Genomic DNA, 20187 nt, shown 5'->3' with positions numbered 1-20187 from the left:
CACCAGTGGTTGAAGCTGCCGCCGCTGGACACCTCACGGCCCCACGCCTTGCAGTACACGTAGTTCGTCCCCTGGTACAGCGTCCCCGTACTGCTCGTCGACGTCGGCGAACCGTACACCGGCGCATTGGAGAAGGTGTCCACCCAGTACTGGCCGCCGCCCGCCGGGGGCGTGGTCGGAGGCGTGGTCGAGGAGGAGCCGGATCCGTACAGCCGGATGGCCCCGTAGTAGTCGCCGTGCGAGGAGAGCGCCGCCACCTGGACGTAGCCGCCGGAGTACGGGGCCTCGACGATCCAGCCCTGCCCGAGGTACATCGCGACGTGGTGGATGGTGGAGGCGGTGTTCCCGAAGTACACCAGGTCCCCGGGGAGCAACGGCGCCGTTCCGTCCGCCCGGTAGTAGCGGGCGACGGCTCTGGAGGTCGGCCACTGGGTCCGGGTGGTGCCGTTGATGACGTCCTCGCCGACGGCCAGGTCGTAGGCGTAGCGGACCATGCCGGAGCAGTCCAGGCCGCGGACGTTGCAGTCGTTGGGCGCGCCGTTGGCGGGGTCGCAGAGCCCGTACGTCGGGCCGGGCGTCGCGCCGTGGCCGCCGCCCCACGAGTACGGGGTGCCGATCAGCCCGCAGGCGGAGCGGACGGCGGCGGCGGCCTGGGGCGCCGCCCCGGTGGAGAGCACCCCGCAGGCGGGCGCCGCCTGGGCCGCTCCGGCGCCGGCGAAGAAGACCCCGACCGACACCAGCACGGACAGCAGGGCCGCCCACCGTAACGGGGCGATCAACCGACGGGACAGAAGGTTTACGCGCGTAGTCATGACCCCGAATCGTTCCAGCGACACTGACGGTGGGTCAATGATCTTTAGGTGAACATGCCGGAACGGGACCGGCGTCGCAGGCCCAGCTTCACGCCCAGGCTCAGACTCACGCCCAGGCCCAGGCTCACGCGCAGGCCCAGGCCCAGGACCAGGCTCAGGCCACCCAGCCGCTCGTCATCGCCTGGACAGCGGAACCGTCGAGGTCGGCGAGCTTGGCGCCCACGAACGCGCGAGCCCGGTCGGAGGTCTGCAGGCGGAACGCCGGCCGCTCGGCGGTGAGCGCGTCGATCACGGCCTCGGCGGCCCGCTCGGACGTCTGCGCCTGGTCGAAGGCGGCCCGGGTGCGCGCCGCATAGGCCTCCAGGGCGGGCGCGTACGGGCCGGCGGCGGCCAGCAGGGCGGGCAGGTCGATGCCCTGGCTGGCGACGAACTCGCTGGCCACGGCGCCGGGTTCGACCACGGAGACGGACACGCCGACGGTGGCGGCGACCGGGGCGAGCGACTCCATGAACCCCTCGACGGCGAACTTGGCCGCACAGTAGGCCTCGTTGAACGGCTGGCCGACCACGCCGCCGACGCTGGTCACGGTGACCACCCGGCCGCCGGTGGCCCGCAGGTGCGGCAGGGCGGCCCGGGTCACCTCGACGACGCCGAAGAAGTTGACCTCCATGACCTCACGGACGGGGGCGAGCCCGTCCTGCTCGACGGTGCCGACCCGCCCGGCGCCCGCGTTGTTGACCACGGCGTCGAGCCGTCCGTGCCGGTCGAGGACCCCGGCCAGGCACTCGGCGACGGAGGCGGTGTCGGTGACGTCGAGCCGGGCGAGTTCGACCCGGTGCGCGACCCCGGCCGCCTCGGCGGCCTTGAGCAGCGCACCGGAGCGCCCGGTGTCGCGCATGGTGGCGATGACGCGGAAGCCTGCGCGGGCGGCCGCGACCGCGGCGGCGAGGCCGATACCACTGGAGGTGCCGGTGATGAGGACGATCCGGTCACTGGCCATGAGGGCTCCTTCGCGCTTGCGGCTTCGGCTTGTGTGCGTGCACACACACCATAGCAAGATGTGTGCGCGCACACGCACAAAGGTAGGCTGACGGGCATGGCGCAGCGCACCGACCTCACCCTGGGAGACCTCACCGCCCGCGATCACGCCTTCTACGGCCTGGTCTGGGCCGGCACCACCCTCAGCACCCGGGTCGACCAGGCCCTCACCCGGGCCCACGACCTGCCGCTCTCCTGGTTCGAGGTGATGCTCTGGCTGCACGCCCAGGACCGGCCGGTCGCCGCCTCCGACCTGGGAGCCAAGACGCTGCTGAGCCGCAGCCAGGTCTCCCGGGTCGCCGACGCCCTTCAGGCGCGCGGCCTGGTCGAGCGCGCCCCCTCCCCCACCGACGCCCGTTCGGTACGGATCGCGCTGACGCCGGAGGGCCGGCAACTGTTCACCGCCGCCGACGCGACCCGCCGCGCCGCACTCGCCGAGGCCTTCGACGACCGCCTCGACGACGCCGACATCGCCGCGCTGGAAAGGGTCTGGGCGAAGCTCAAGCACCGCCCCGAAGCCTGAGGCGCCCCCGACCCGGTCGCCTTGCGGTCGCATTACCGGAAGCCCATCGACCGGTCAAGCACGCGCCACTCCGTGGGCGCGGCGCGGCCCGGGGCGTGATCATGGGCCTATGCGGTTCCGACACGGCGGCGGAGGAGGAGACGGCGGCACCCCGCCGGGCGCGGAGACCGACGCGCTCACGGCGGCGGCCGCGGCGCTCCGCGGGAGGGCCTACGGCGCTACGGAGGGCGACGGCCCGGTTCTACTCGGTGAGCTGATCGGCGTCCTGCCCGCCGGAGTGGCGCTACTCGACGCCGAGCTGCGCTGGCTCTACCTGAACCCGGCCTTCAGCACGGTCACCGGCCTGCGCCGGGCCGACCTGCAGGGCCGGCCGGTGGAGGCCACGGCGTTCGCGGACGCCGCCGGCACGCTGCGCCGCGTGCTGGCCGACGGGCGGGACCGTGAACGCACCACCGGCGGACCGGACGGTCCGGGAGCGCCGGTGCCGCCCGGCCTGCGGGTGCGCTACCGGCTGCTGACCGCCGACGGCCGCCCCGCCGGCGTGGTGGTCCTGGTCCTCGACGACCCCGACCCGGACCGGGAGCTGCGGCGCGAACTCGCCCGGGCGCGCACCCGCCTCGCCCTCCTGGAGACCGCCGCCGAACGGATCGGCACCACCCTGGACGTCGACACCACCTGCGCCGAACTGTCGGCGTTCGCCGTGCCCCGGCTGGCCGAGCTGGCCACCGTCGACGTCCTGCCGCCGGACGCCGACGCCCGCACCGGCCGGGCGCCGGGCCGTCGCTTCCACCGGGCCGCGCTCGACTGCGCGCAGGGGCTGCGGCCGGCCGTGGACCGGCTGCCGCGCCCGGGCGAGTCGGTGCGCCACCGGGACGGTTCGACGGCGGCCCGGGCGCTGGCCTCCGGGGTCGCCGTGCTGGTCGCACCGCGCACCGCCGAGGAACTGGCCGAGGCTGCGCCCGACCGGGACAGCGCGGCCGTGTACCGGGCCGCCGGGGTGACCTCGCTGCTGGTGGTGCCGCTGACCGCGCGCGGCCGGCTGATCGGACTGCTGACGCTGGCCCGCACCGCCGGCTCCCCCGCTTTCGGGCCCGACGACGCGGTGCTGGTCGGCGACCTCGCCGCCCGGGCCGCCACCGGCATCGACAACGCGCGCCGCTACAGCCGTTCGCAGGGCATCGCGCTCGACCTCCAGCGCGCGCTGCTCAGCGAGCCCGGCCATCCGCACCAGAACCTCGAACTCGCCTCCCGCTACCTGCCGTCCGGCAGCAGCTCGGTGGTCGGCGGCGACTGGTACGAGACGGTCCGCCTGCCGTTCGGGCGCACCCTGCTGGTCATGGGCGACGTGATGGGCCACGGCGTCGAGGCGGCCGTCGACATGAGCAGCTACCGCGCCACCCTGCGCGACGTCGCCGCGATGGACCTGCCGCCGCACCGGATCCTGCGCCAGCTGGACGCCGTCATCGCCGCCAACGAGTCCGCCCGCCCGGCGACCTGCCTGCTCGCCCTCGCCGACCCGGGCCGGGGCCGGTGGACGTTCGCCAGCGCCGGGCACCTCCCGCCGGCCCTGATCGCCCCGGGCCGGCCCACCGAACTGCTGCGGCTCCCGACCGGGCCGCCGCTCGGCACCGGGCTCGGCGGGTACGAACAGGCCGGCCGCGACCTGCTGCCGGGCGAGACCCTGCTGCTGTACACGGACGGTCTGGTGGAGCGGCGCGGCGAGGACATCGACGCCTCGCTGGCCCGCCTCGCCGCGCTGCGGCTGCCGGCCGCCGGGCCGCTCGACGACCTGCTGGACGCGGCGCTGCACGGCGTCGGCCCGGACGCCGGCCACCCGGCGGAGGACGACATCGCCGTGCTGGCGGCCCGGCCGCGGCCCCGGCCTGCGGCATAGGGGGCCCACGGCGTAGGGGCGCGGCGCAGGGGGCCCGCGGCGCAGGGGCGCGGCGGCCGGTGGCCCCCGTCCGGGCCCGGGACCGGTCAGAGTCCGGCCAGGGCCTGCTCCAGATCGGCCCAGAGGTCCTCGGGGTGCTCGATGCCGACGGCGATCCGCACCGTGCCGGGGCCGATGCCCGCGGCGGTCAGCTCGTCGTCGGACAGCTGACGGTGGGAGGTGCTGGCCGGGTGCAGGACCAGGGTGTGCACGCCTCCCAGCGAGGGCGCGAGCGAGGCGAGGCGCACCGCGCCGACGAAGGTGCGCGCCGCCTCCCGCCCGCCGGCCAGGTCGAAGGCGAACACCCCGCCCTGACCGTCCGGCAGCAGTCGCCGGGCCCGCTCGTGGTCCGGGTGGCCGGGCAGGCCCGGGTGGTGCACCGCGGCGACCGCCGGGTGGGCGGCGAGCCGCCCGGCCAGGTCGAGCGCGACCTCGTTGTGCCGGCGCATCCGCAGGCCCAGGGTCTGCATCCCGCGCAGCGTCAGCCAGGCGGCGAACGGGTCGAGCGCCGCCCCCTGCTCCAGGGCGTGGTGCCAGACGCGGTGGTGCAGCCCGGCGTCGGCGAAGACGGCGATCCCGGCCAGGACGTCGGAGTGGCCGCCGAGGTACTTGGTGGCCGAGTGGAGCACGATGTCCGCGCTGTGCTCGATCGGGCGGCAGAGCAGCGGCGTGGTGAAGGTGTTGTCCACCACGCTCAGCACACCGGCCTCACGGGCCGCGCCGATCAGCGCCGGCAGGTCGGTGACACGCGCGACGGGGTTGGAGACGGTCTCCAGGTACAGCAGCCGGGTGGTCGGCCGCAGGGCCGCCCGCACCTCCTCCGGGTCGTCGCCGCGCACGAAGGTGACCGCGACGCCCCAGCGCGCCGTCAGGTCGGCGAGAGCCGCGAAGGTGCCGCCGTACAGGCTCTGCTGGGCGATCACGTGGTCACCGGAGCGGAGCAGCGCGAGCAGCACGGTGGTGATCGCGCCCATGCCGGAGGAGGCGGCCAGCGCGCCGCTGCCGCCCTCCAGATCGGCCACCGCGCGCTCCAGCGAGCGGACCGTCGGATTGCCGAACCGGCTGTAGAGGAACGCCCCGTCAGGGGCGCCGAAGGCGTCCGCGAGGGTGTCGCTGTCGGGGAAGGCGAAGACGTGGCCCTGGTGCAGCGGCACGCCCAGCGGGCGGCTGCCGGTCACCTCCTCGACGGGCGGGTGGACGATCCGGCTCTCGGGGCGCAGCGCGCGGTGGTGGTCGCTCATGCCGCCCATGCTGGCGGGGCGGGGCCCGGCGGGAACAGGTCCAATCCGGGCCCGGTGGCCCTTGACCGGCCCGCCGGTCGCCCCACCGGCCGAGGACGCCGGGTCTGCCGAGTGGCCCGGGCTTGCCGAGTGGCCAGGGTCTGCCGAGTGGCCGGCGTCTGCCGGGTGTACCGGGTGCGCCTGGCCGGCGGCGTCGTGGTTCAGCTCGCCTCGCGGGCCGCCTTGGCGTCGATCTTCTCCTGGAGCGCGACGAGCAGGCCCTGGAGGAGCTCGATGGTGGTCGTGTCGGTCAGGTTGCCGTTCCCGTCGAAGCGCTCGTGCGCCCGGAAGACGATGACCTCGGGCTTCACCACGACGTCGGTGTCGGTCCAGACGAACACCTGGCGCAGCGCCAGCTGGGCGCGGACGGTGCCGAAGTTGGTCGGCGCGGCACCGAGGATCGCGGCCGGCTTGCGGTGCAGCGGCAGGCCCTCGCTGCGGGTCCAGTCGGTGCTCAGCCAGTCGAGGGCGTTCTTCAGGACGCCGGGGATGGAGTAGTTGAACTCGGGGGTCGCGATCAGCAGGCCGTCGGCCTCCTGGACCCGCCGGCGCAGGTCCTGAACGACGGCCGGCCTCAGCTCGGGGGTGTCGAGGTCCAGGTCGTACGGCGGGATATCGCGCAGGCCCTCGTAGATCTCGATCTCCTGGCCACCCGGGTTGAACTTCTGCGCGGCGCGCAGCAGGCGGGTGTTGTGGGAGTCGGCGCGCAGCGAGCCGGAGATGGCGAAGATCTTGGACGCGGTCATGGGGGGCTCCTCGGACGTGGTGCGGGTGATCGGGCTTCCGTCGGGTGTCGGGCTTGCCGACGTCGAGAAAACTAAACGGATCAGTTCAGTCTGTCAACTGAACAGTTCAGTCTTGACGGCAGGCCGGTCCGTGTAGTTCAGTCGGCCGGAGCCCCGAGGGTTTTGCGTACCGAACGGTTCAGTTCATAGGCTGACCTGCGCAGTCCACCGAACAGACCGGTCAGTACAACGGACCCGACCGGTCAGTACACGGTCGGCACTCCCACCCTCAGCACTCCCCCACCCGATGAAAGGGCGGCCGCACATGGCAGCCGAGCGCCAGGACGCCACCGACGAGTACGGCATCCCGATCATTCCCGACCCGGGCGACGCCGCGACGCGCAAGCGGCAGGCCATCATCGACGCCGCCCTCACCGAGTTCCTCGCCGAGGGCTACTCCGCCGCCTCGATGGACACCATCACCGGCCGGTCCGGCGTCTCCAAGGCCACCATCTACAAGCACTTCGGCAGCAAGGAGCGCCTGTTCCTGGCCGTCGTCGGAGGCGTGCTGCCCAAGACCTACGCCGATCTGACGCCGCCCGCCCGCACCCTCGCCGACGCCCCGGACCTGCGCACGGCGCTCGTGCGCCACGCCACCGCCCTCGCCCGCATCCTGCTGCGCCCCGAGGTGATGCTGCTGCGCCGTCTGGTGATCGGCGAGATCGACCGCTTCCCGCAGCTCGGCCAGCTCTGGTACCGCGTCACCTACGACATGAACAACGGCCCGCTGGTCGACCTGCTCACCGAGCTGACCGACAGCGGCGCGCTGCACGTGTCCGACCCGAAGCTCGCCGTCCAGCAGCTGGTGGCCAGTACCGTCGGCATCCCGCAGCTGGTGTACACCTTCTCCCCGGCCACCCCCGTGGACGAAGCCGAACTCGCCCGGGTCATCGGGGCGGGCGTCGACCTCTTCCTCGCCCGCTACGGCACCGCCCCGCGCTGGCACGGCCCGGCGTGAACGGCCCCGCCGCCGCCCCCGACCCCGGAACGACCGGGACGGAGGCGGCGGGGACCCGATGACCTGGTGAGCGGGTGACCCGGTGACTTGTCCGGCCGGAACCGGAGCCGACGTCAGCGGCGCCCGCCTCCGGCCCGCGCGGCCCGGCGCCGCTGCCAGAGCGCGAACGGCACCGCCGCGGCCACGGCGGCGGCCTCGGGCGCCGAAGGCTCGGCCGGCCGGTCGCCACCGGGCCGGCCACTCCCGGCGTCCCCGGGGCGCCCGGCCTCCCCGGCGACCAGGGCCGGCCCGCCGGACGCCAGACCCTGCTGCCCGAAGGTGTCCGGCACCGGCAGGGTGTCCCAGCGCGACAGCGGCCACGCGATCACGAACGCCCGGCCGATCACGTTCTTCACCGGCACGAACCCGTTGCCCGGCTCGTTGACGTGGAAGCGCGAGTCGCGCGAGTCGTTGCGGTGGTCGCCCATCACCCACAGGTGGCCCTTGGGGACGGTCACCTCACCCACCGGCGCGTCGTCGCACGGCGTGGCGCCCGGGAACAGGTACGGCTCGTCCAGCGCCACCCCGTTGACCTTCAGCGGACTGCCCTGCCGACACTCGACGGTGTCGCCGCCGACCGCGATCACCCGCTTGATCAGGTCCTTCTCGTTGTCGGACGGCAGCAGGCCCACGGTGCTGAGCACCGTGCGGATGCCCTCGACGACGGCGTTGCCCTTCTCCCGCGGCACCGAGTCCAGCCAGCCGCCCGGGTCCTTGAAGACCACCACCTCGCCGCGCTCCGGCTCGGCACCGAACCACGGCGTGAACTTGTCGACCAGGACCCGGTCGTTCTTCTCCAGCGTGTGCTGCATCGAGCCGGAGGGGATGGAGAACGCCTGGACGAAGAAGGTCTTGATGCCCAGTGAGAGCAGCAGGGCGATGCCGATGAGGATCGGCAGTTCCTGCCAGAGCGGCCGCTTCTTCTTCGCCGCCTTGCCGCTCCCGCCGCCGTCGGCCGCGTCGGTGCCCTCGCCGTCCTCCCCCGGCCGACCCGAACCGCCCGGCCCTCGCGACCCATCCGGCCCCTCCGGCCCGTGCGTGGCGGTCGCGGTGCCCGCGGCAGCCACCGGCGCGGCGGACGGCGCCGCCTCCCCCGTCCCCGGTGCGCCCGCCTGGCCGCTCGCCGGACCGGCGCCCGCACCGGCCTCACCGTTGCCCGCCGAACCCGCGGTCTCCTCGATGCTCATCCCTGGCCCCCTCCGGACGGCCCGACGGGCCCCGCCGCGGGACCCCCCGTTGTCAGCTAACGAACGGTGGTTCCCGCCGACCCGTCAGAACGTACACCCGCGACCCCATGCCCAGGCAGGCCACCCGGCCGGGTCGCCCCCTTGCTACGCCGTCCCGCCGCCGAGCATGATCCGCGCAACCAGCTCACGGCGGCTGGCCACCCCGGCCTTGGCGAACACCGACTTCAGGTGGTCCTGCACGGTGTAGGGCTTCATCGCCAACAGCCGTGACACGTCCCGGGTGTCGCACCCGCGCACCAGCAGCAGCGCCACCTCCTGCTCACGCGCCGTCAGCCCGTACGCGGAGAGGTAGAGCGGCATCGCGTCGGCGGGGGTCGCCGGGGCCGCGACCACCGTCACCTCGCCCTCGCTGCCGCCCTTCAAGGTCGACCCGTGCAGCACGTACCACCGGCCGTCGCCGTCCTGCACCCGGATCTTCGACTGCGGCGTGGCCAGCCCACGCGCCGCCCGGCGGGCCTGCTCGGCGGCCACCGCGAACGCGGTCGGCACACCGAGCGAGGTCCGGCTCGGGTCGGCCAACCGGCCGAGCAGCTCCTCCGCCGGCCCGGACAGCGCCAGCGGCCGGTTCGCCGGACCGAGCACCACCACGGCCGGCCCGTCGTCCCGCGACCAGCCCGACTCCGTCTCCCAGCGGCCCTCGGCGACGGCCGGCGGCACGTGGCAGGCCCGCAGGGCATTGCCCAGGTGGCGCGCGGCGAGGTCCGCGAGCTCCCGCTGCTGGGCCAGGAACGGCCCCCGGTCGGCGGCCCGCATGAACGCCGCGCAGCCCCACATCCCACCATGTGCGTCGAACACCGCCCGCAGTTCGTCGCCGAACCCGGCCGGGCCGATCAGTTCGCGGAACCGCACACTGTCCGCCGGCCGGCCCCCGGTCGCCCGGCTGAGCGTCTCCGCGCGGACGCCACTGCGGCGGATCGCGGGAAAGGTCGCCACGTCGTCCGCCCACACCTCCAGACGCACGGCGTTCTCGAACCCCACCAGGCTGAGGTCGTCGCTCAGCACCGAGGTCACCAACCCGGTCGCCGGGTCCGCCGAGTGCCAGCAGACCGCGTCGTACTCCAGGAGCGTGCGCAGCAGTTCATCGGCCCTGCGGAACACCTTCTCGGCCGTCAGCCCCGCTCCGACGAGTTCCCGGAGCCCCTCGATCGCCTGTTGCGCCGCCATCCCACGTGCTCCACGTGATCCCATGGTTCGGGAAATTAGCAGGCACACCGACTACCGGCCCATGCACCGACAGGCGGATCCTCCCTCCGCCTCCGGTCGGGCCCCCGACCCCGGCGCCTCATCCTCATGAACGTCCGCGCCACCACCGACAGCACCGCCACGGGCCTTGACACGAAGGCCCCACCTCCGAGCCAAGTCACCTCCTTCGCCACTTGACTGACGTCAAGTCATTTCCTGCCGCAGGTGCCCGCACTCGGACCGAGGGCGGCGCACCCGAATCGTGACCGTTCAGGGGCGACCCGTCGGCAGACCTCCTGTCGCGAAGCGCCTGCGGCGGCCGTCCTCCCCCGGCACCCCTTCGTCGCCCGCCGGAGCCGCCGGAGGCGTCAGAGGCGTCAGAGGCGTCAGAGCCAGTTGCGGCGCTTGAAGATCAAGTAGAGGCTGGTGCAGACGAGGGCCATCAGCGCGATGGCGAAGGGGTAGCCGAAGGCCCAGTGGAGTTCCGGCATCTCGTCGAAGTTCATGCCGTAGACGGTGCCGATCAGTGTCGGGGCGAAGAGGATGGCCGCCCAGGAGGAGATCTTCTTGATCTCGTCGTTCTGGGCGTGGCCGGCCTCGGCGAGCTGCTTCATCTCCTCGTTCTGCCGCTGGGAGACCAGGGTGGCGTTGACGGTGAGGATGTTCTGCAGCATCTGACGGAAGCCGTCGACGCGCTCGGCGGCGTAGGTGGCGTGGTCGGCGACGTCGCGCAGGTAGCGCTGGAGCTCCTCGTCGGTGCCGTACTTGCCGAAGCCGGCCTCCAGGCTCTTCATGATCTCCAGCAGCGGGCGGGTGGCGCGCTGGAACTCGATGACCTCGCGGGAGAGTTCGTAGATGCGCCGGGACACCTGCGGGTCGCCGCCGAAGACCTCGGTCTCGATCTCGTCGATGTCGTGCTGGAGGCCGGCGATGACCGGGGCATAGCCGTCGACGACGGCGTCGAGCACCGCGTACAGGACGGCCTCGGGGCCGAGGGCCAGCAGTTCGGGGTCGGCCTCCACCCGGCGGCGGACGGCGGAGAGGTCGGGGGCCTGGGAGTGGCGGACGGTGAGGACGAAGTCGGGGCCGACGAAGAGGTGGATCTCGCCGAAGTCGACCTCCTCCACGTCGTCCAGGTAGCGGGCGGCGCGCAGCACCACGAAGAGGGTGTCGCCGTAGCGCTCCAGCTTGGGGCGCTGGTGGGCGACGATGGCGTCCTCGACGGCCAGTTCGTGCAGGTTGAAGCGTTCGGCGGCCTCCAGCAGCTGGGCCTCGGCGGGGCGGTAGAGCCCGATCCAGGCCATCGTGCCGGGCTTGCCGGGCAGCTCGCGGTAGACGTCGGCCAGGTTGGCGGCCGATTGCACGCGGTGACCGTCGCGGTAGACGGCCGCGTCGACGACGGAGCGCTCCAGGCTCACGTGCTCGACCGGCTGGTCCGGGCGCGGGTCCATGGAGTGCTCGGGGGCGGGCTGGGCGGGCGCGCCGCCGGCCGAGGTGACGGGACGGGTGAAGGGACGCTTGCTCGCGCGCACAGCGCGCACACGCCAGTCGGACATGACGGGGTACCTCCGCGGTTCGGGGGCCGCCGCACCCGGGGACGTGGCACGTCGCGGGGTGCGGGGCGGGCGGGAGGCGCCCGGCCGTCCTCCACCACGCACGGCGCCCGGGCCGCGCGCGGCCGCGCCGGGGTCAGCGGCGGGCGGTGCGGCGGTGGGGGTCGGGAGCGGTACGGGAGGAGGGGTGCCGGGTGCCAGGAAGAGTGGGGGACGTCCTGGGGCGGGGCCGACTTCGACCCGGACTACCGCACTCCACTGCTCTCACCTCCTCGCCGTCGGGGCGCCCGCGAGGGGTCGCCGTTACCGGGCCACCAGGAGGCTCCACACCGCCGAGCGGGCGCACACGGGCGCCGCGACGACGGGTGGGCACCCCTGAATCTCGTCAGAGCTTTGGCACGCCACGGCGTAGCGCCCCGGGATTCCGGGGTGCAGCCACTTGGGGTCACCCCTTAGGCCGGGGAGACCTGTCCTGACCCTGGGCGTCTCTCGACGTCGTGGGGTCAGTGGCCTGTGTCCATGGCGACGCCTCACCGAACGAGGTGCCTTCACAACCTCCCCGAGTCTAGTACCCCCGAAAGGGGTCCTTCGACCAGGGGCCCTGCGGCGACCCGACGGGGGGGCGCGCAGCGGCGGCGGGCGCCCCGGCGGCCGTTTTGCCGACGTTGCGTCATTTTCCCTGCGCGGACAAGGGATCGGATCGGGCCCGGATCGGGTTCGGCTTCGGGGTGGGGGACGACTTCGGGGTCAGTCGGAGGAGCCGAGGTGGGCCGCCACGTACGGCACGGCGACCGCCTCCAGCGCGCCGGGCGAGCCGAACGCGGGGTGGACGTTGACCTCGAAGACCACGCCGCCGCTCTCCGCCGCGAGGTCGACGGCCGCGAACGGCAGCCCGACCGACCCGGTGGCCGCCACCGCCAGCTCCGCCAGGCCGGCGGGCAGCTCCGCCAGCGGCAGCGGGGTGGAGACGGCGCCCCGGGCGAGGTTGCACGGCTCGTCCGGGTCGTCCTGCACGTGTTCGACGGCGCGCAGCGCCCGCCCGCCGAGCACGGTCACCCGGTACTGGTGGCGGCGGCCGTCGGTGGTGAAGTTGCGGGCATCCCGGGCCAGCAGCCAGTCGGTGCCGGCCCGCGCGTAGCACTCGGCCGCCTCGGCGAGCTGGGCGTGGGTGGTGACGTGGAAGACGTCCTGCCCGCTCATGCCGACGGTCGGGCGGGCCCAGACGTCGCCGCCGAGCCGGTCGAACACCTCGGCGGCCTCGGCGGCGGTGGGCCGGGAGAGCGTGACGGTGGGCATCTGGCGCACGCCGTCGCGGGCGAAGCTCTCGACGGTGAGCCGCTTGTCGCTCGCCGTGCGCCATCCGTCGGCGGCGGTGCCGAGCGAGCGGACGCCGTGCGCGAGCAGGGTCCGCTGGCAGTCGACGAGCTCCGCACGCCGGTGCGGCGGTATCTCGTAGAGGATCACCGACCGGGCGGTCACCGCGAGGCCCTCGGCGGGAACCTCCAGGGCGACGCCGTCGCCGCTGCCGCGGACCCGGCCGCCACCGGCCGGCCCGTCCGGTCCGCCGGTCATGAAGTGCCGCGCGTCGAGCAGCACCGGCGCCCTTCCGGTGAGCCGCCGGACGGCGGCCACCAGCGCCTCCCGGCTGCCTTCGGTCGAGCTGTGATCGGTCATCAGAACGAGCTCGCTACGCCCCATGGGCACATCGAACATGTCACGGACATGCCCGGGCAAGGACTTTCCGGAATGTCGGTCCCCCGGTAAATCCGGATGCGCCCGCCGGGCCCCGGGGGTTAACCTCGGCGCCATGTCGACGCCCCGCATCTCCTAGCTGACGGACCCGCCTCCACGCCACCCGTGTGTCCGCTAGCTGTTACGGAGCGTCATCCCCTTGATCACCACCCGTGGTGTCGACGTGCGCGTCGCCGCCCGCCTGCTGCTGTCCGACCTCACCCTCCACATCGCCCCCGGTGACCGCATCGGCCTGGTCGGCCGCAACGGCGCCGGCAAGACCACCCTGCTCGCCACCCTCGCCGGGCGGCTGCGCCCCGCCGCCGGTACCGTCACCCGCACCGGACCGGTCGGCTTCCTGGCGCAGGACTCCCGCGCCGCCGACCCGGCCGTGACCGTCACCGGGCGGATCCTGTCCGCCCGCGGTCTGGACACCGCCGTCCGGGAGCTGCGGGCCGCCGAGAGCGCCATGGCCACGGCCGGCGACGAGCGCGCGCAGCGCCGCGCGATGACCGCCTACACCCGGGCCGAGGCCGAGTTCCAGGCCCGTGGCGGCTACCCGGCGGAGGCCGAGGCCGCGCGGGTCGCGGCCGGCCTCGGCCTGCCCGACCGGCTGCTGGACAGCCCGCTCGGCTCGCTCTCCGGCGGCCAGCGGCGCCGGGTCGAGCTGGCCCGGATCCTCTTCGCCGACCACGCCACCCTGCTGCTCGACGAGCCCACCAACCACCTCGACGCGGACGCCGTCGCCTGGCTGCGCGGCTACCTGGCCGGCTACCCCGGCGGCCTGGTGCTGATCAGCCACGACGTGCCGCTGCTGGCCGGCACCGTCAACCGGGTCTTCCACCTCGACCCGCAGCGCGCCACGGTCGACGTCCACAACACCGGCTGGGCCGCCTACCTGGCGCAGCGCGCGGCCGACGAGCGCCGCCGCGCCCGCGAGCGGGCGAACGCCGAACGCAAGGCCGCCGCCCTGCACGCCCAGGCCGACCGGATGCGGGCGAACGTGGCGACCGCCGTCACCGCCCGCTCGATGGCCCGCCGGGCCGACCGGATGCTCGCCGCCCTCGAACCCGTCCGCCGGGCCGAGCGCACCGCCCGCATCCGGCTGCCCGAGCCGGCGCCCTGCGGGCGGATGCCGCTCGGCGCGGTCGGCCTCACCAAGTCGTACGGCGGGCGCGCCGTGCTCGACGGACTGGACCTCGCCGTCGAGCGGGGCAGCCGGCTCGTCGTGCTCGGCCCGAACGGGGCGGGCAAGAGCACGCTGCTGCGGGTCCTGGCCGGCCGGCAGACCCCGGACGGCGGGCGCGTCGTCCCCGGACCGGGACTGCGGCTCGGCTACTTCGCCCAGGAGCACGAGACCCTCGATCCGGGCCGCAGCGTCCGGGAGAACCTCGCCGCGGCCGCGCCGGCGCTCACCGACGGTGATGTGCGGCAGGTGCTCGGCGCGTTCCTGTTCCGGGGCGACGACGCGGACAAGCCGGCCGGGGTGCTGTCCGGCGGCGAGAAGACCAGGCTCGCCCTGGCCGGGCTGGTCCACTCGGGCGCCAATGTGCTGCTGCTCGACGAGCCCACCAACAACCTCGACCCGGCCTCGCGGGACGAGGTGCTGGCGGCCGTGGGCGACTACCCGGGCGCGATCGTGCTGGTCACCCACGACCCCGGGGCGGTCGAGGCGCTGCGGCCGGACCGGGTGCTGCTGCTGCCCGGCGGGGACGAGGACCTGTGGAGTGAGGACTACCTCGACCTGGTCGCCGCGGACTGACCCGAGGCCCCGGTGACGCCGCAGGCCGGTGGAGGCCGGTGGAAACCGGTGGAAACCGGCCGGGGCCGGCGGTATCGGGGCCCGCGGTGGTGTCAGGGCTTGGTGGCCTCGATGAGGAACCGGGCGGAGTGGGCGACAAACGGCCCCTCCGCCCGGATCAGGGCGTCCAGCTCGCGCAACCGCGCCCAGTGCGCCTCCACGGTGAAGCCCGGCACCATCCAGATCACCTTGCGCAGGAACCAGACCACCGCGCCGATGTCCAGGAACTCCACCCGCAGCCGCTCGGAGCGCAGGTCGACCACCTCGAGCCCGGCGGCCCGGGCGGCGTCCGCGGCGTCCTCCGGCCGCCGGGCCCGACGCGCCTCCGGCTGCGGCCCGAGAAAGAACTCGACCAGCTCGAACACCGAGGCCGAACCCACGTGCTGGGCCAGGTAGCTGCCGCCGGGGCGCAGCACGCGGGCGACCTCCGCCCACCACACGGTCACCGGGTGACGGCTGGTCACCAGGTCGAAGGCAGCATCGGCGAAGGGCAACGGCGGCTCGTCCGGATCCGCCACCACGAGCGCGCCGAGCGGATGGAGCACGGAGGTCGCCCTGGCCGCGTTCGGCGGCCACGCCTCCGTGGCAGCCATCGTGCGCGGGAATCGGTCCGCCACGCCCGCGAGCACCTCCCCGCCACCGGTCTGCACGTCCAGCGCCGCCGACGCGAGCGCCAGCCGCTCCCCCAGCAGCCGCTGGTACCCCCAGGACGGGCGCTCCTCGGTGGCCCGGCCGTCCAGCCAGGAGAAGTCCCACCCGTCGACCGGGGCCTCGGCCGCCTCGTCCACCAGTTCCTCGAAGGTACGCTCCATGCCGCCCATCCTGCCGCGTCCGCCCCCGGCCCGCCCTACAGCTGGGCGGCGATCGGCTCGTTGCCGTAGAGGTCCCGGAAGTGCAGCGAGCGCCCCGGTCCGCCGTCCGGCACACCGGGGCGGGTGGGCGCACCGAGCTGCGCCGGCCTGGCCGCCACCCGGTCGAGGTCGTCGGTGTGGAGCACCAGGAGGGGCATGCCGCCCGTCTGCTGGCCGACCGCCGCCCGGGCGTCCGCGGAGTCGGCCGGCATCAGCCACAGCCCTGCCCCCGACTCACCGCCCGGACCGCCCGGACCGCCCGCCGGGCCGACGTGCAGTAGTCGGTAGCCGTCGTGGTCGCCGTCGAAGAGCACGGTGAAGCCGAGGCCGTCCCGGTAGAGGGCGAGCGCCGCCTCGACGTCCTCGACCAGCACCACCGTCCGGCCACCGCCGTGAACAGCCTTGTCGGCGCGTCGTGTTCGTCGTTCGTGCCGCGAACCGTAGCCCCCCTGACACCGGGCCGGCCACGCCGAGGACGGCACGGTCACCGACGGCCGGGACCCGCCAGCCAGACGTCGATGACCCGCTTCGCGATGTCGCCGACCTGCTGGTCACTCGTATCGATGACCACCGCGGCCGTCGAGTCCGACCGCCCCATCCGGTCGAGCTGCCGGATCGTCCTGCGGAGCTGGTCGGCGCCGCCCGAACCGATCTCCCGGCGGAAGACCCTGGCCTCCAGGGTCGGGAGATCGGCGATCAGACGGACGGGCGTGATCTCGGCGTCGGGGACGGCGTCGGAGATCCAGCGGAGTTCGTCGTCGAGGTCGGCGAACACCCCCGCGATGATCAGCCGCGTATGGCCGAGGGCCGCGAAGTTGGCCCAGAGCGCGGTGAGGTTGCGACGGGCCAGCTCGCTGGGTTCCCGCCCCTCCAGCGGCCAGGGATGGACCCGGTCCAGTTCGTCGGAATCGATCAGGGCGTGGGCGATGTTCCGCTCGGCGAGCAGACGGGCGACCTCGTAGGCGGTCGAGGACTTGCCGACACCTGCGGGACCGCAGATCACCAGAACTGTCGTTGTGGGCATGGCCGGGATTGTGACGGGGATGCCCTCCGTCCACCAGGCAATTTTCTCCTGACGGTGACGGACAGCGCCGGCCGCGTGGGCGCAGCCGGACGACGGATCGCCCCGCGCCACCGGACAGGGCGACTCACGCCGGCCGGCGTGAGTCGCCCTCCCCCTCGGCCCGGCGGGCGGCGACCTTCCAGGCGGCCGTGACGGCGTGGTGGGCCCGGACGGTGGCCTCGACGGTGTCGGGCGGCAGGTGCAGCGGGCGGCCGAGGTGGACGTGCAGGGCGGGGCGGCGGACGGGAGCGGTGGCCAGGCCCGCGAGTTGTTTGAGCGGCCCGCCGGAGGTCAGTCTGCGGGCGCCGGCCTGGCCGAGCGGGACGACCGGGGCGCCGGTGGCCCGTGCGAGCCGGGCCAGGCCACTGCGAAACGGGCCGGGCGGCAGTTCCCCGGAGTCACGGCGGCGCGGCAGCCCGCCCTCCCCGTAGATCAGCACGACCCGCCCGGCCGCGAGGGCTTCGGCCGCCGCTTCGAGCGACTCCGCCGCCCGCGCGGTGCCCCGGTGGACGGCGATGTGCCCCTCCCGGCGCAGCGCCGGTCCGAGCACCGGGACCCGCCAGAGCCCGGCGGTGGCCAGGACGACCGGGCGGGCGCCGAGCCGGTGCAGGGCGGCGAGCACGACGGCGGGGTCGGCCAGCGAGGTGTGGTTGGCCGCGACGATGCTGCCCGGCGCGGGGCGGCCGGCGTCGGCGGCGTCCGTGGCCTCGGCGGTGGTATCAGTGGCATCGGCGGTGATGTACAGGCGCCCGAAGGCGGGCACGAGGAGGGCGGAGGCGCGGCTCAGCATGGCGGTGGCGTGGGTCCTCGGTGATGGTGGTGCGGGTCCTGCCGACCAGTCTGCGCGGGCCCCGCCGGGCGGCGCCTGAGTAGCTGTACTCAGCCTGGCCCGGGTATCCCCCCGGCCCCGCGCGGCCGCTCGCCGAGCGCGCGGAAGCGACCGCGTCTAGGCTCGAACGAATGAGGCGACTGGACGTCATCGACCGGGCTCTGTTCCACCGGGTCGCCGCGGCCGACCGTCCGTTCGGGACCGGGTCACTGACCGGCCGCTGGCTGCGCCGGTTGAGCCGGGCCGCGGACCACGGGATGCTCTGGTTCGGCACGGCCGCCGCGCTCGGGGCCATCGGCGGGCGGGCCGAACGGCGGGCGGCGCTGCGCGGGGTGAGTTCGCTGCTGCTCGCGTCCACCGCCGCCAACATCGCGGCCAAGCAGCTCACCCGTCGCCCGCGACCCCCGCTCGGCCCGGTCCCGGCGACCCGGCGGTTGCTCCGCCAGCCGGTCACCACCTCCTTCCCCTCCGGGCACTCCGCCTCCGCCGCCGCCTTCGCCACGGCCGTGGCGATCGAGTCCCCGGCCGCTGCCGCCCTGGTGGCACCCGCCGCGCTGGCCGTCGGTGTCTCCCGGGTGTACACCGGCGCGCACCATCCGGGCGATGTCCTGGCCGGATTCGCGTTGGGTTCGGCGCTGGCGGTGCTCACCCTCCGGTGGTGGCCGCGCGCCTCCCACCTGCGGCCGGCTGCCGGACCGCCGCGCCGCCCGGCCCCGGCGCTGCCCGAGGGGGCCGGTCTCTCGGTGGTGGTCAACTCCGGTTCCGGCAGCGGCGCGTTCTCCGCCGGCGGCCCGGAGGACACGGTCGCCGCGCTGCGCGACCTGCTGCCCCGGGCCGACGTCCGGCTCTGCGAGCCCGGGGACGACCTGCCCGCCCTGCTCGCCGAGGCCGCCGACCGGGCCGCGGCGGCCGGCGGCGCGCTGGGGATCTGCGGGGGCGACGGCAGTGTCAACCTCGCCGCCGGGCTGGCCGTCGAGCGGAACGTGCCGCTCGCGGTCTTCCCCGGCGGCACGCTCAACCACTTCGCGCTGGACCTCGGCATCGACGGCATCGAGGCGACGGCGGCCGCCGTGATGGCCGGCCGGGCATGCGGGGTGGACCTCGGCGTGGCCGCCGACGACACCGGGCGCCGGCACTTCATCAATACGTTCAGCCTCGGCGTATACCCCGAACTGGTCCGGCTGCGCGAGGAGTTCGAGGGACGGATGGGCAAGTGGCCGGCGCTCGCGGTGGCGACCGCCCGGGTGCTGGCGACCGCCGGGCCGGTCACCGTCCGGGCCGGCGGCCGCGACCGCCGGCTCTGGCTGCTGTTCGCGGGCAACGGTGTCTACGATCCGCCGGGCTTCGCCCCGACCCACCGGACCGGGCTCGCCGACGGTCTGTTGGACGTCCGAGTGGTCGACGGCGGGCGGCCGTTCACCCGCACCCGGCTCGCCGCCGCCTTCCTGTCCGGCACGCTCGCCCGCTCCCGGGTCTACCACTCCGCCCGGATCCGCGCCCTCGACCTGGACGCCCTGGGCGACGCCGGCCGGATCGCCGTCGACGGCGAATCCGTGCCCGCCGCAGGCGCGCTCCGACTGGCGAAGGCCCCGCGGGCGCTGACCGTCTACCGACCCGGCACGGACCGGGCAGGGCCACCGGAAGCCCCCGGGACGGGACGGCCGGGATTTCGGTAGCGTGACCGCATGAGCGAACCGACCGGCCCGAGCACCGCGTCGTCCGAGGCCGCGTCGTCCGGCGGGTCGGGCCACTCCGTCGCCCGCTTCTACGACCAACTGGCCGAGGACTACCACCTGGTGTACGCCGACTGGGCCGCCAGCGTGACCCGGCAGGGCGCGAGCCTGGACGCGCTCCTGCGTGCCCGGCTCGGCGACGCGCCGGCGGAGGTGCTCGACTGCGCCTGCGGCATCGGCACCCAGGCGATCGGCCTCGCAGCGCACGGCCACCGGGTCACCGGTACCGACCTCAGCCCGGCCGCCGCGGCCCGGGCCGGCCGGGAGGCGGCGGCGCGCGGGCTGCACCTGCCGACCGCCGCCGCCGACATGCGCCGACTGCCCTGCACCGACGGACGGTTCGACGCCGTCGTGTGCGCCGACAACTCGCTGCCGCACCTGCTCACCGCGGCGGACGTGCGCACCGCGTTCGCCGAACTGCACCGGGTACTGCGGCCCGGCGGCCTGCTGATGCTGTCCACCCGGCCGTACGACGAACTGCGGCTCAGCCGGCCGACGTCCACGGCGCCCCAGCCGTCCATGGACGGCGATGGCCGACGGACCGTCACCTTCCAGCTGTGGCACTGGCACGAGGACGGCGAGCGGTACGACCTGGAGCACTTCCGGCTCGCGGAGCGGGAGGGCGGCGGCGGTGCGGGGTGGGGCGAGGCGAGCGTGCGCCGCAGCTCCTACTGGGCGCTCACCCGGGACCGGATCGACGGGTTCGCCACCGAGGCGGGCTTCACCGACGTGGAGTGGCAGCCGCCCGCCGCCAGCGGCTTCTTCCAGCCCATCCTGCTCGCCCGCGCCACCGCGCCGGGCCACAGCCGCTGAAGACCGTCTTCAGCGA

General features: G+C 74.7%; 18 protein-coding genes and 1 riboswitch. Of the genes, 6 read left to right on the top strand and 12 right to left on the bottom strand.

The window, feature by feature from the left end:
• Positions 1-812: C40 family peptidase (locus ACFVVU_RS02920; protein ID WP_387788063.1), on the bottom strand; the 812-nt coding region annotated here is incomplete at its 3' end.
• A 154-nt stretch (positions 813-966) separates the two neighbouring features.
• Positions 967-1812 carry an SDR family NAD(P)-dependent oxidoreductase gene (locus ACFVVU_RS02915; RefSeq protein ID WP_387788061.1) on the bottom strand — a complete coding sequence of 282 codons (846 nt, stop codon included), beginning with the start codon at positions 1810-1812 and terminating at the stop codon, positions 967-969.
• A gap of 96 nt (positions 1813-1908) precedes the next feature.
• Here ACFVVU_RS02915 and ACFVVU_RS02910 point away from each other — a divergent pair, with 96 nt between their 5' ends.
• A complete protein-coding gene (locus ACFVVU_RS02910) occupies positions 1909-2373 on the top strand; it encodes a MarR family transcriptional regulator (RefSeq protein WP_355359145.1) in 465 nt (154 codons plus the stop codon).
• Between the two features lie 109 nt (positions 2374-2482).
• Positions 2483-4267 (top strand): SpoIIE family protein phosphatase, encoded by a 1785-nt coding sequence (locus tag ACFVVU_RS02905; protein WP_387788059.1) that lies wholly within the window; start codon positions 2483-2485, stop codon positions 4265-4267.
• Positions 4268-4353: 86 nt separating this feature from the next.
• Here the strand turns inward: ACFVVU_RS02905 and ACFVVU_RS02900 are convergent, their stop codons facing one another.
• Positions 4354-5547, bottom strand: coding sequence for a trans-sulfuration enzyme family protein (locus ACFVVU_RS02900; protein WP_387788057.1), 1194 nt, complete (start codon positions 5545-5547; stop codon positions 4354-4356).
• A 200-nt stretch (positions 5548-5747) separates the two neighbouring features.
• Positions 5748-6332, bottom strand: coding sequence for an NADPH-dependent FMN reductase (locus ACFVVU_RS02895; RefSeq protein ID WP_387788055.1), 585 nt, complete (start codon positions 6330-6332; stop codon positions 5748-5750).
• A gap of 304 nt (positions 6333-6636) precedes the next feature.
• Here ACFVVU_RS02895 and ACFVVU_RS02890 point away from each other — a divergent pair, with 304 nt between their 5' ends.
• Positions 6637-7329 carry a TetR/AcrR family transcriptional regulator gene (locus ACFVVU_RS02890; protein WP_380681475.1) on the top strand — a complete coding sequence of 231 codons (693 nt, stop codon included), beginning with the start codon at positions 6637-6639 and terminating at the stop codon, positions 7327-7329.
• 113 nt (positions 7330-7442) lie between these two features.
• Here the strand turns inward: ACFVVU_RS02890 and lepB are convergent, their stop codons facing one another.
• The 4 genes from lepB to ACFVVU_RS02870 all read right to left on the bottom strand — a co-directional run bounded on the left by lepB (position 7443) and on the right by ACFVVU_RS02870 (position 13024).
• A complete protein-coding gene (gene lepB, locus ACFVVU_RS02885) occupies positions 7443-8555 on the bottom strand; it encodes a signal peptidase I (protein ID WP_387788054.1) in 1113 nt (370 codons plus the stop codon).
• A gap of 144 nt (positions 8556-8699) precedes the next feature.
• Complete coding sequence (locus ACFVVU_RS02880) at positions 8700-9779, bottom strand: helix-turn-helix transcriptional regulator (protein ID WP_380681471.1); 1080 nt, start codon at positions 9777-9779, stop codon at positions 8700-8702.
• A 404-nt stretch (positions 9780-10183) separates the two neighbouring features.
• Positions 10184-11353, bottom strand: coding sequence for a magnesium and cobalt transport protein CorA (locus tag ACFVVU_RS02875; RefSeq protein ID WP_380681469.1), 1170 nt, complete (start codon positions 11351-11353; stop codon positions 10184-10186).
• Positions 11354-11716: 363 nt separating this feature from the next.
• Positions 11717-11899, bottom strand: a riboswitch (M-box (ykoK) riboswitch).
• Positions 11900-12097: 198 nt separating this feature from the next.
• Positions 12098-13024, bottom strand: coding sequence for a RimK family alpha-L-glutamate ligase (locus tag ACFVVU_RS02870; RefSeq protein WP_387788053.1), 927 nt, complete (start codon positions 13022-13024; stop codon positions 12098-12100).
• 217 nt (positions 13025-13241) lie between these two features.
• Between ACFVVU_RS02870 and ACFVVU_RS02865 the strand changes: the two genes are divergently transcribed.
• Positions 13242-14843 (top strand): ABC-F family ATP-binding cassette domain-containing protein, encoded by a 1602-nt coding sequence (locus ACFVVU_RS02865; RefSeq protein ID WP_387788051.1) that lies wholly within the window; start codon positions 13242-13244, stop codon positions 14841-14843.
• 92 nt (positions 14844-14935) lie between these two features.
• On the opposite strand, the gene ACFVVU_RS02860 is transcribed toward ACFVVU_RS02865, so the two are convergent.
• The 4 genes from ACFVVU_RS02860 to ACFVVU_RS02845 all read right to left on the bottom strand — a co-directional run bounded on the left by ACFVVU_RS02860 (position 14936) and on the right by ACFVVU_RS02845 (position 17586).
• Positions 14936-15694: a methyltransferase domain-containing protein gene (locus ACFVVU_RS02860; protein WP_387788049.1), complete on the bottom strand. Its 759-nt coding sequence runs from the start codon at positions 15692-15694 to the stop codon at positions 14936-14938.
• A 35-nt stretch (positions 15695-15729) separates the two neighbouring features.
• Positions 15730-16110, bottom strand: coding sequence for a VOC family protein (locus tag ACFVVU_RS02855; protein WP_387788047.1), 381 nt, complete (start codon positions 16108-16110; stop codon positions 15730-15732).
• Between the two features lie 107 nt (positions 16111-16217).
• Entirely contained in the window at positions 16218-16757 is a 540-nt protein-coding gene (locus tag ACFVVU_RS02850) for a hypothetical protein (RefSeq protein WP_387788046.1), read from the bottom strand.
• Between the two features lie 124 nt (positions 16758-16881).
• Complete coding sequence (locus ACFVVU_RS02845; RefSeq protein ID WP_387788044.1) at positions 16882-17586, bottom strand: lysophospholipid acyltransferase family protein; 705 nt, start codon at positions 17584-17586, stop codon at positions 16882-16884.
• A 170-nt stretch (positions 17587-17756) separates the two neighbouring features.
• Here ACFVVU_RS02845 and ACFVVU_RS02840 point away from each other — a divergent pair, with 170 nt between their 5' ends.
• On the top strand, positions 17757-19301 hold the full coding sequence (locus tag ACFVVU_RS02840; protein WP_387788042.1) for a bifunctional phosphatase PAP2/diacylglycerol kinase family protein: 1545 nt from the start codon (positions 17757-17759) through the stop codon (positions 19299-19301).
• Positions 19302-19310: 9 nt separating this feature from the next.
• Entirely contained in the window at positions 19311-20171 is an 861-nt protein-coding gene (locus ACFVVU_RS02835; RefSeq protein ID WP_387788040.1) for a class I SAM-dependent methyltransferase, read from the top strand.
• The last annotated feature ends 16 nt before the right edge of the window (positions 20172-20187 follow it).

The sequence above is a fragment of the Kitasatospora sp. NPDC057965 genome, from assembly GCF_042887135.1.
Classification (GTDB): domain Bacteria; phylum Actinomycetota; class Actinomycetes; order Streptomycetales; family Streptomycetaceae; genus Kitasatospora.
This window is presented reverse-complemented; position numbering and strand designations above follow the sequence as displayed.

Bases quoted from the DNA above. Each gene is read 5' to 3' on its own strand.
- ACFVVU_RS02915 (WP_387788061.1), bottom strand. From the start codon at position 1,812: ATGGCCAGTGACCGGATCGTCCTCATCACCGGCACCTCCAGTGGTATC.
- ACFVVU_RS02910 (WP_355359145.1), top strand. From the start codon at position 1,909: ATGGCGCAGCGCACCGACCTCACCCTGGGAGACCTCACCGCCCGCGAT.
- ACFVVU_RS02905 (WP_387788059.1), top strand. From the start codon at position 2,483: ATGCGGTTCCGACACGGCGGCGGAGGAGGAGACGGCGGCACCCCGCCG.
- ACFVVU_RS02900 (WP_387788057.1), bottom strand. From the start codon at position 5,547: ATGAGCGACCACCACCGCGCGCTGCGCCCCGAGAGCCGGATCGTCCAC.
- ACFVVU_RS02895 (WP_387788055.1), bottom strand. From the start codon at position 6,332: ATGACCGCGTCCAAGATCTTCGCCATCTCCGGCTCGCTGCGCGCCGAC.
- ACFVVU_RS02890 (WP_380681475.1), top strand. From the start codon at position 6,637: ATGGCAGCCGAGCGCCAGGACGCCACCGACGAGTACGGCATCCCGATC.
- lepB (WP_387788054.1), bottom strand. From the start codon at position 8,555: ATGAGCATCGAGGAGACCGCGGGTTCGGCGGGCAACGGTGAGGCCGGT.
- ACFVVU_RS02880 (WP_380681471.1), bottom strand. From the start codon at position 9,779: ATGGCGGCGCAACAGGCGATCGAGGGGCTCCGGGAACTCGTCGGAGCG.
- ACFVVU_RS02875 (WP_380681469.1), bottom strand. From the start codon at position 11,353: ATGTCCGACTGGCGTGTGCGCGCTGTGCGCGCGAGCAAGCGTCCCTTC.
- ACFVVU_RS02870 (WP_387788053.1), bottom strand. From the start codon at position 13,024: ATGACCGATCACAGCTCGACCGAAGGCAGCCGGGAGGCGCTGGTGGCC.
- ACFVVU_RS02860 (WP_387788049.1), bottom strand. From the start codon at position 15,694: ATGGAGCGTACCTTCGAGGAACTGGTGGACGAGGCGGCCGAGGCCCCG.
- ACFVVU_RS02850 (WP_387788046.1), bottom strand. From the start codon at position 16,757: ATGCCCACAACGACAGTTCTGGTGATCTGCGGTCCCGCAGGTGTCGGC.
- ACFVVU_RS02845 (WP_387788044.1), bottom strand. From the start codon at position 17,586: ATGCTGAGCCGCGCCTCCGCCCTCCTCGTGCCCGCCTTCGGGCGCCTG.
- ACFVVU_RS02840 (WP_387788042.1), top strand. From the start codon at position 17,757: ATGAGGCGACTGGACGTCATCGACCGGGCTCTGTTCCACCGGGTCGCC.
- ACFVVU_RS02835 (WP_387788040.1), top strand. From the start codon at position 19,311: ATGAGCGAACCGACCGGCCCGAGCACCGCGTCGTCCGAGGCCGCGTCG.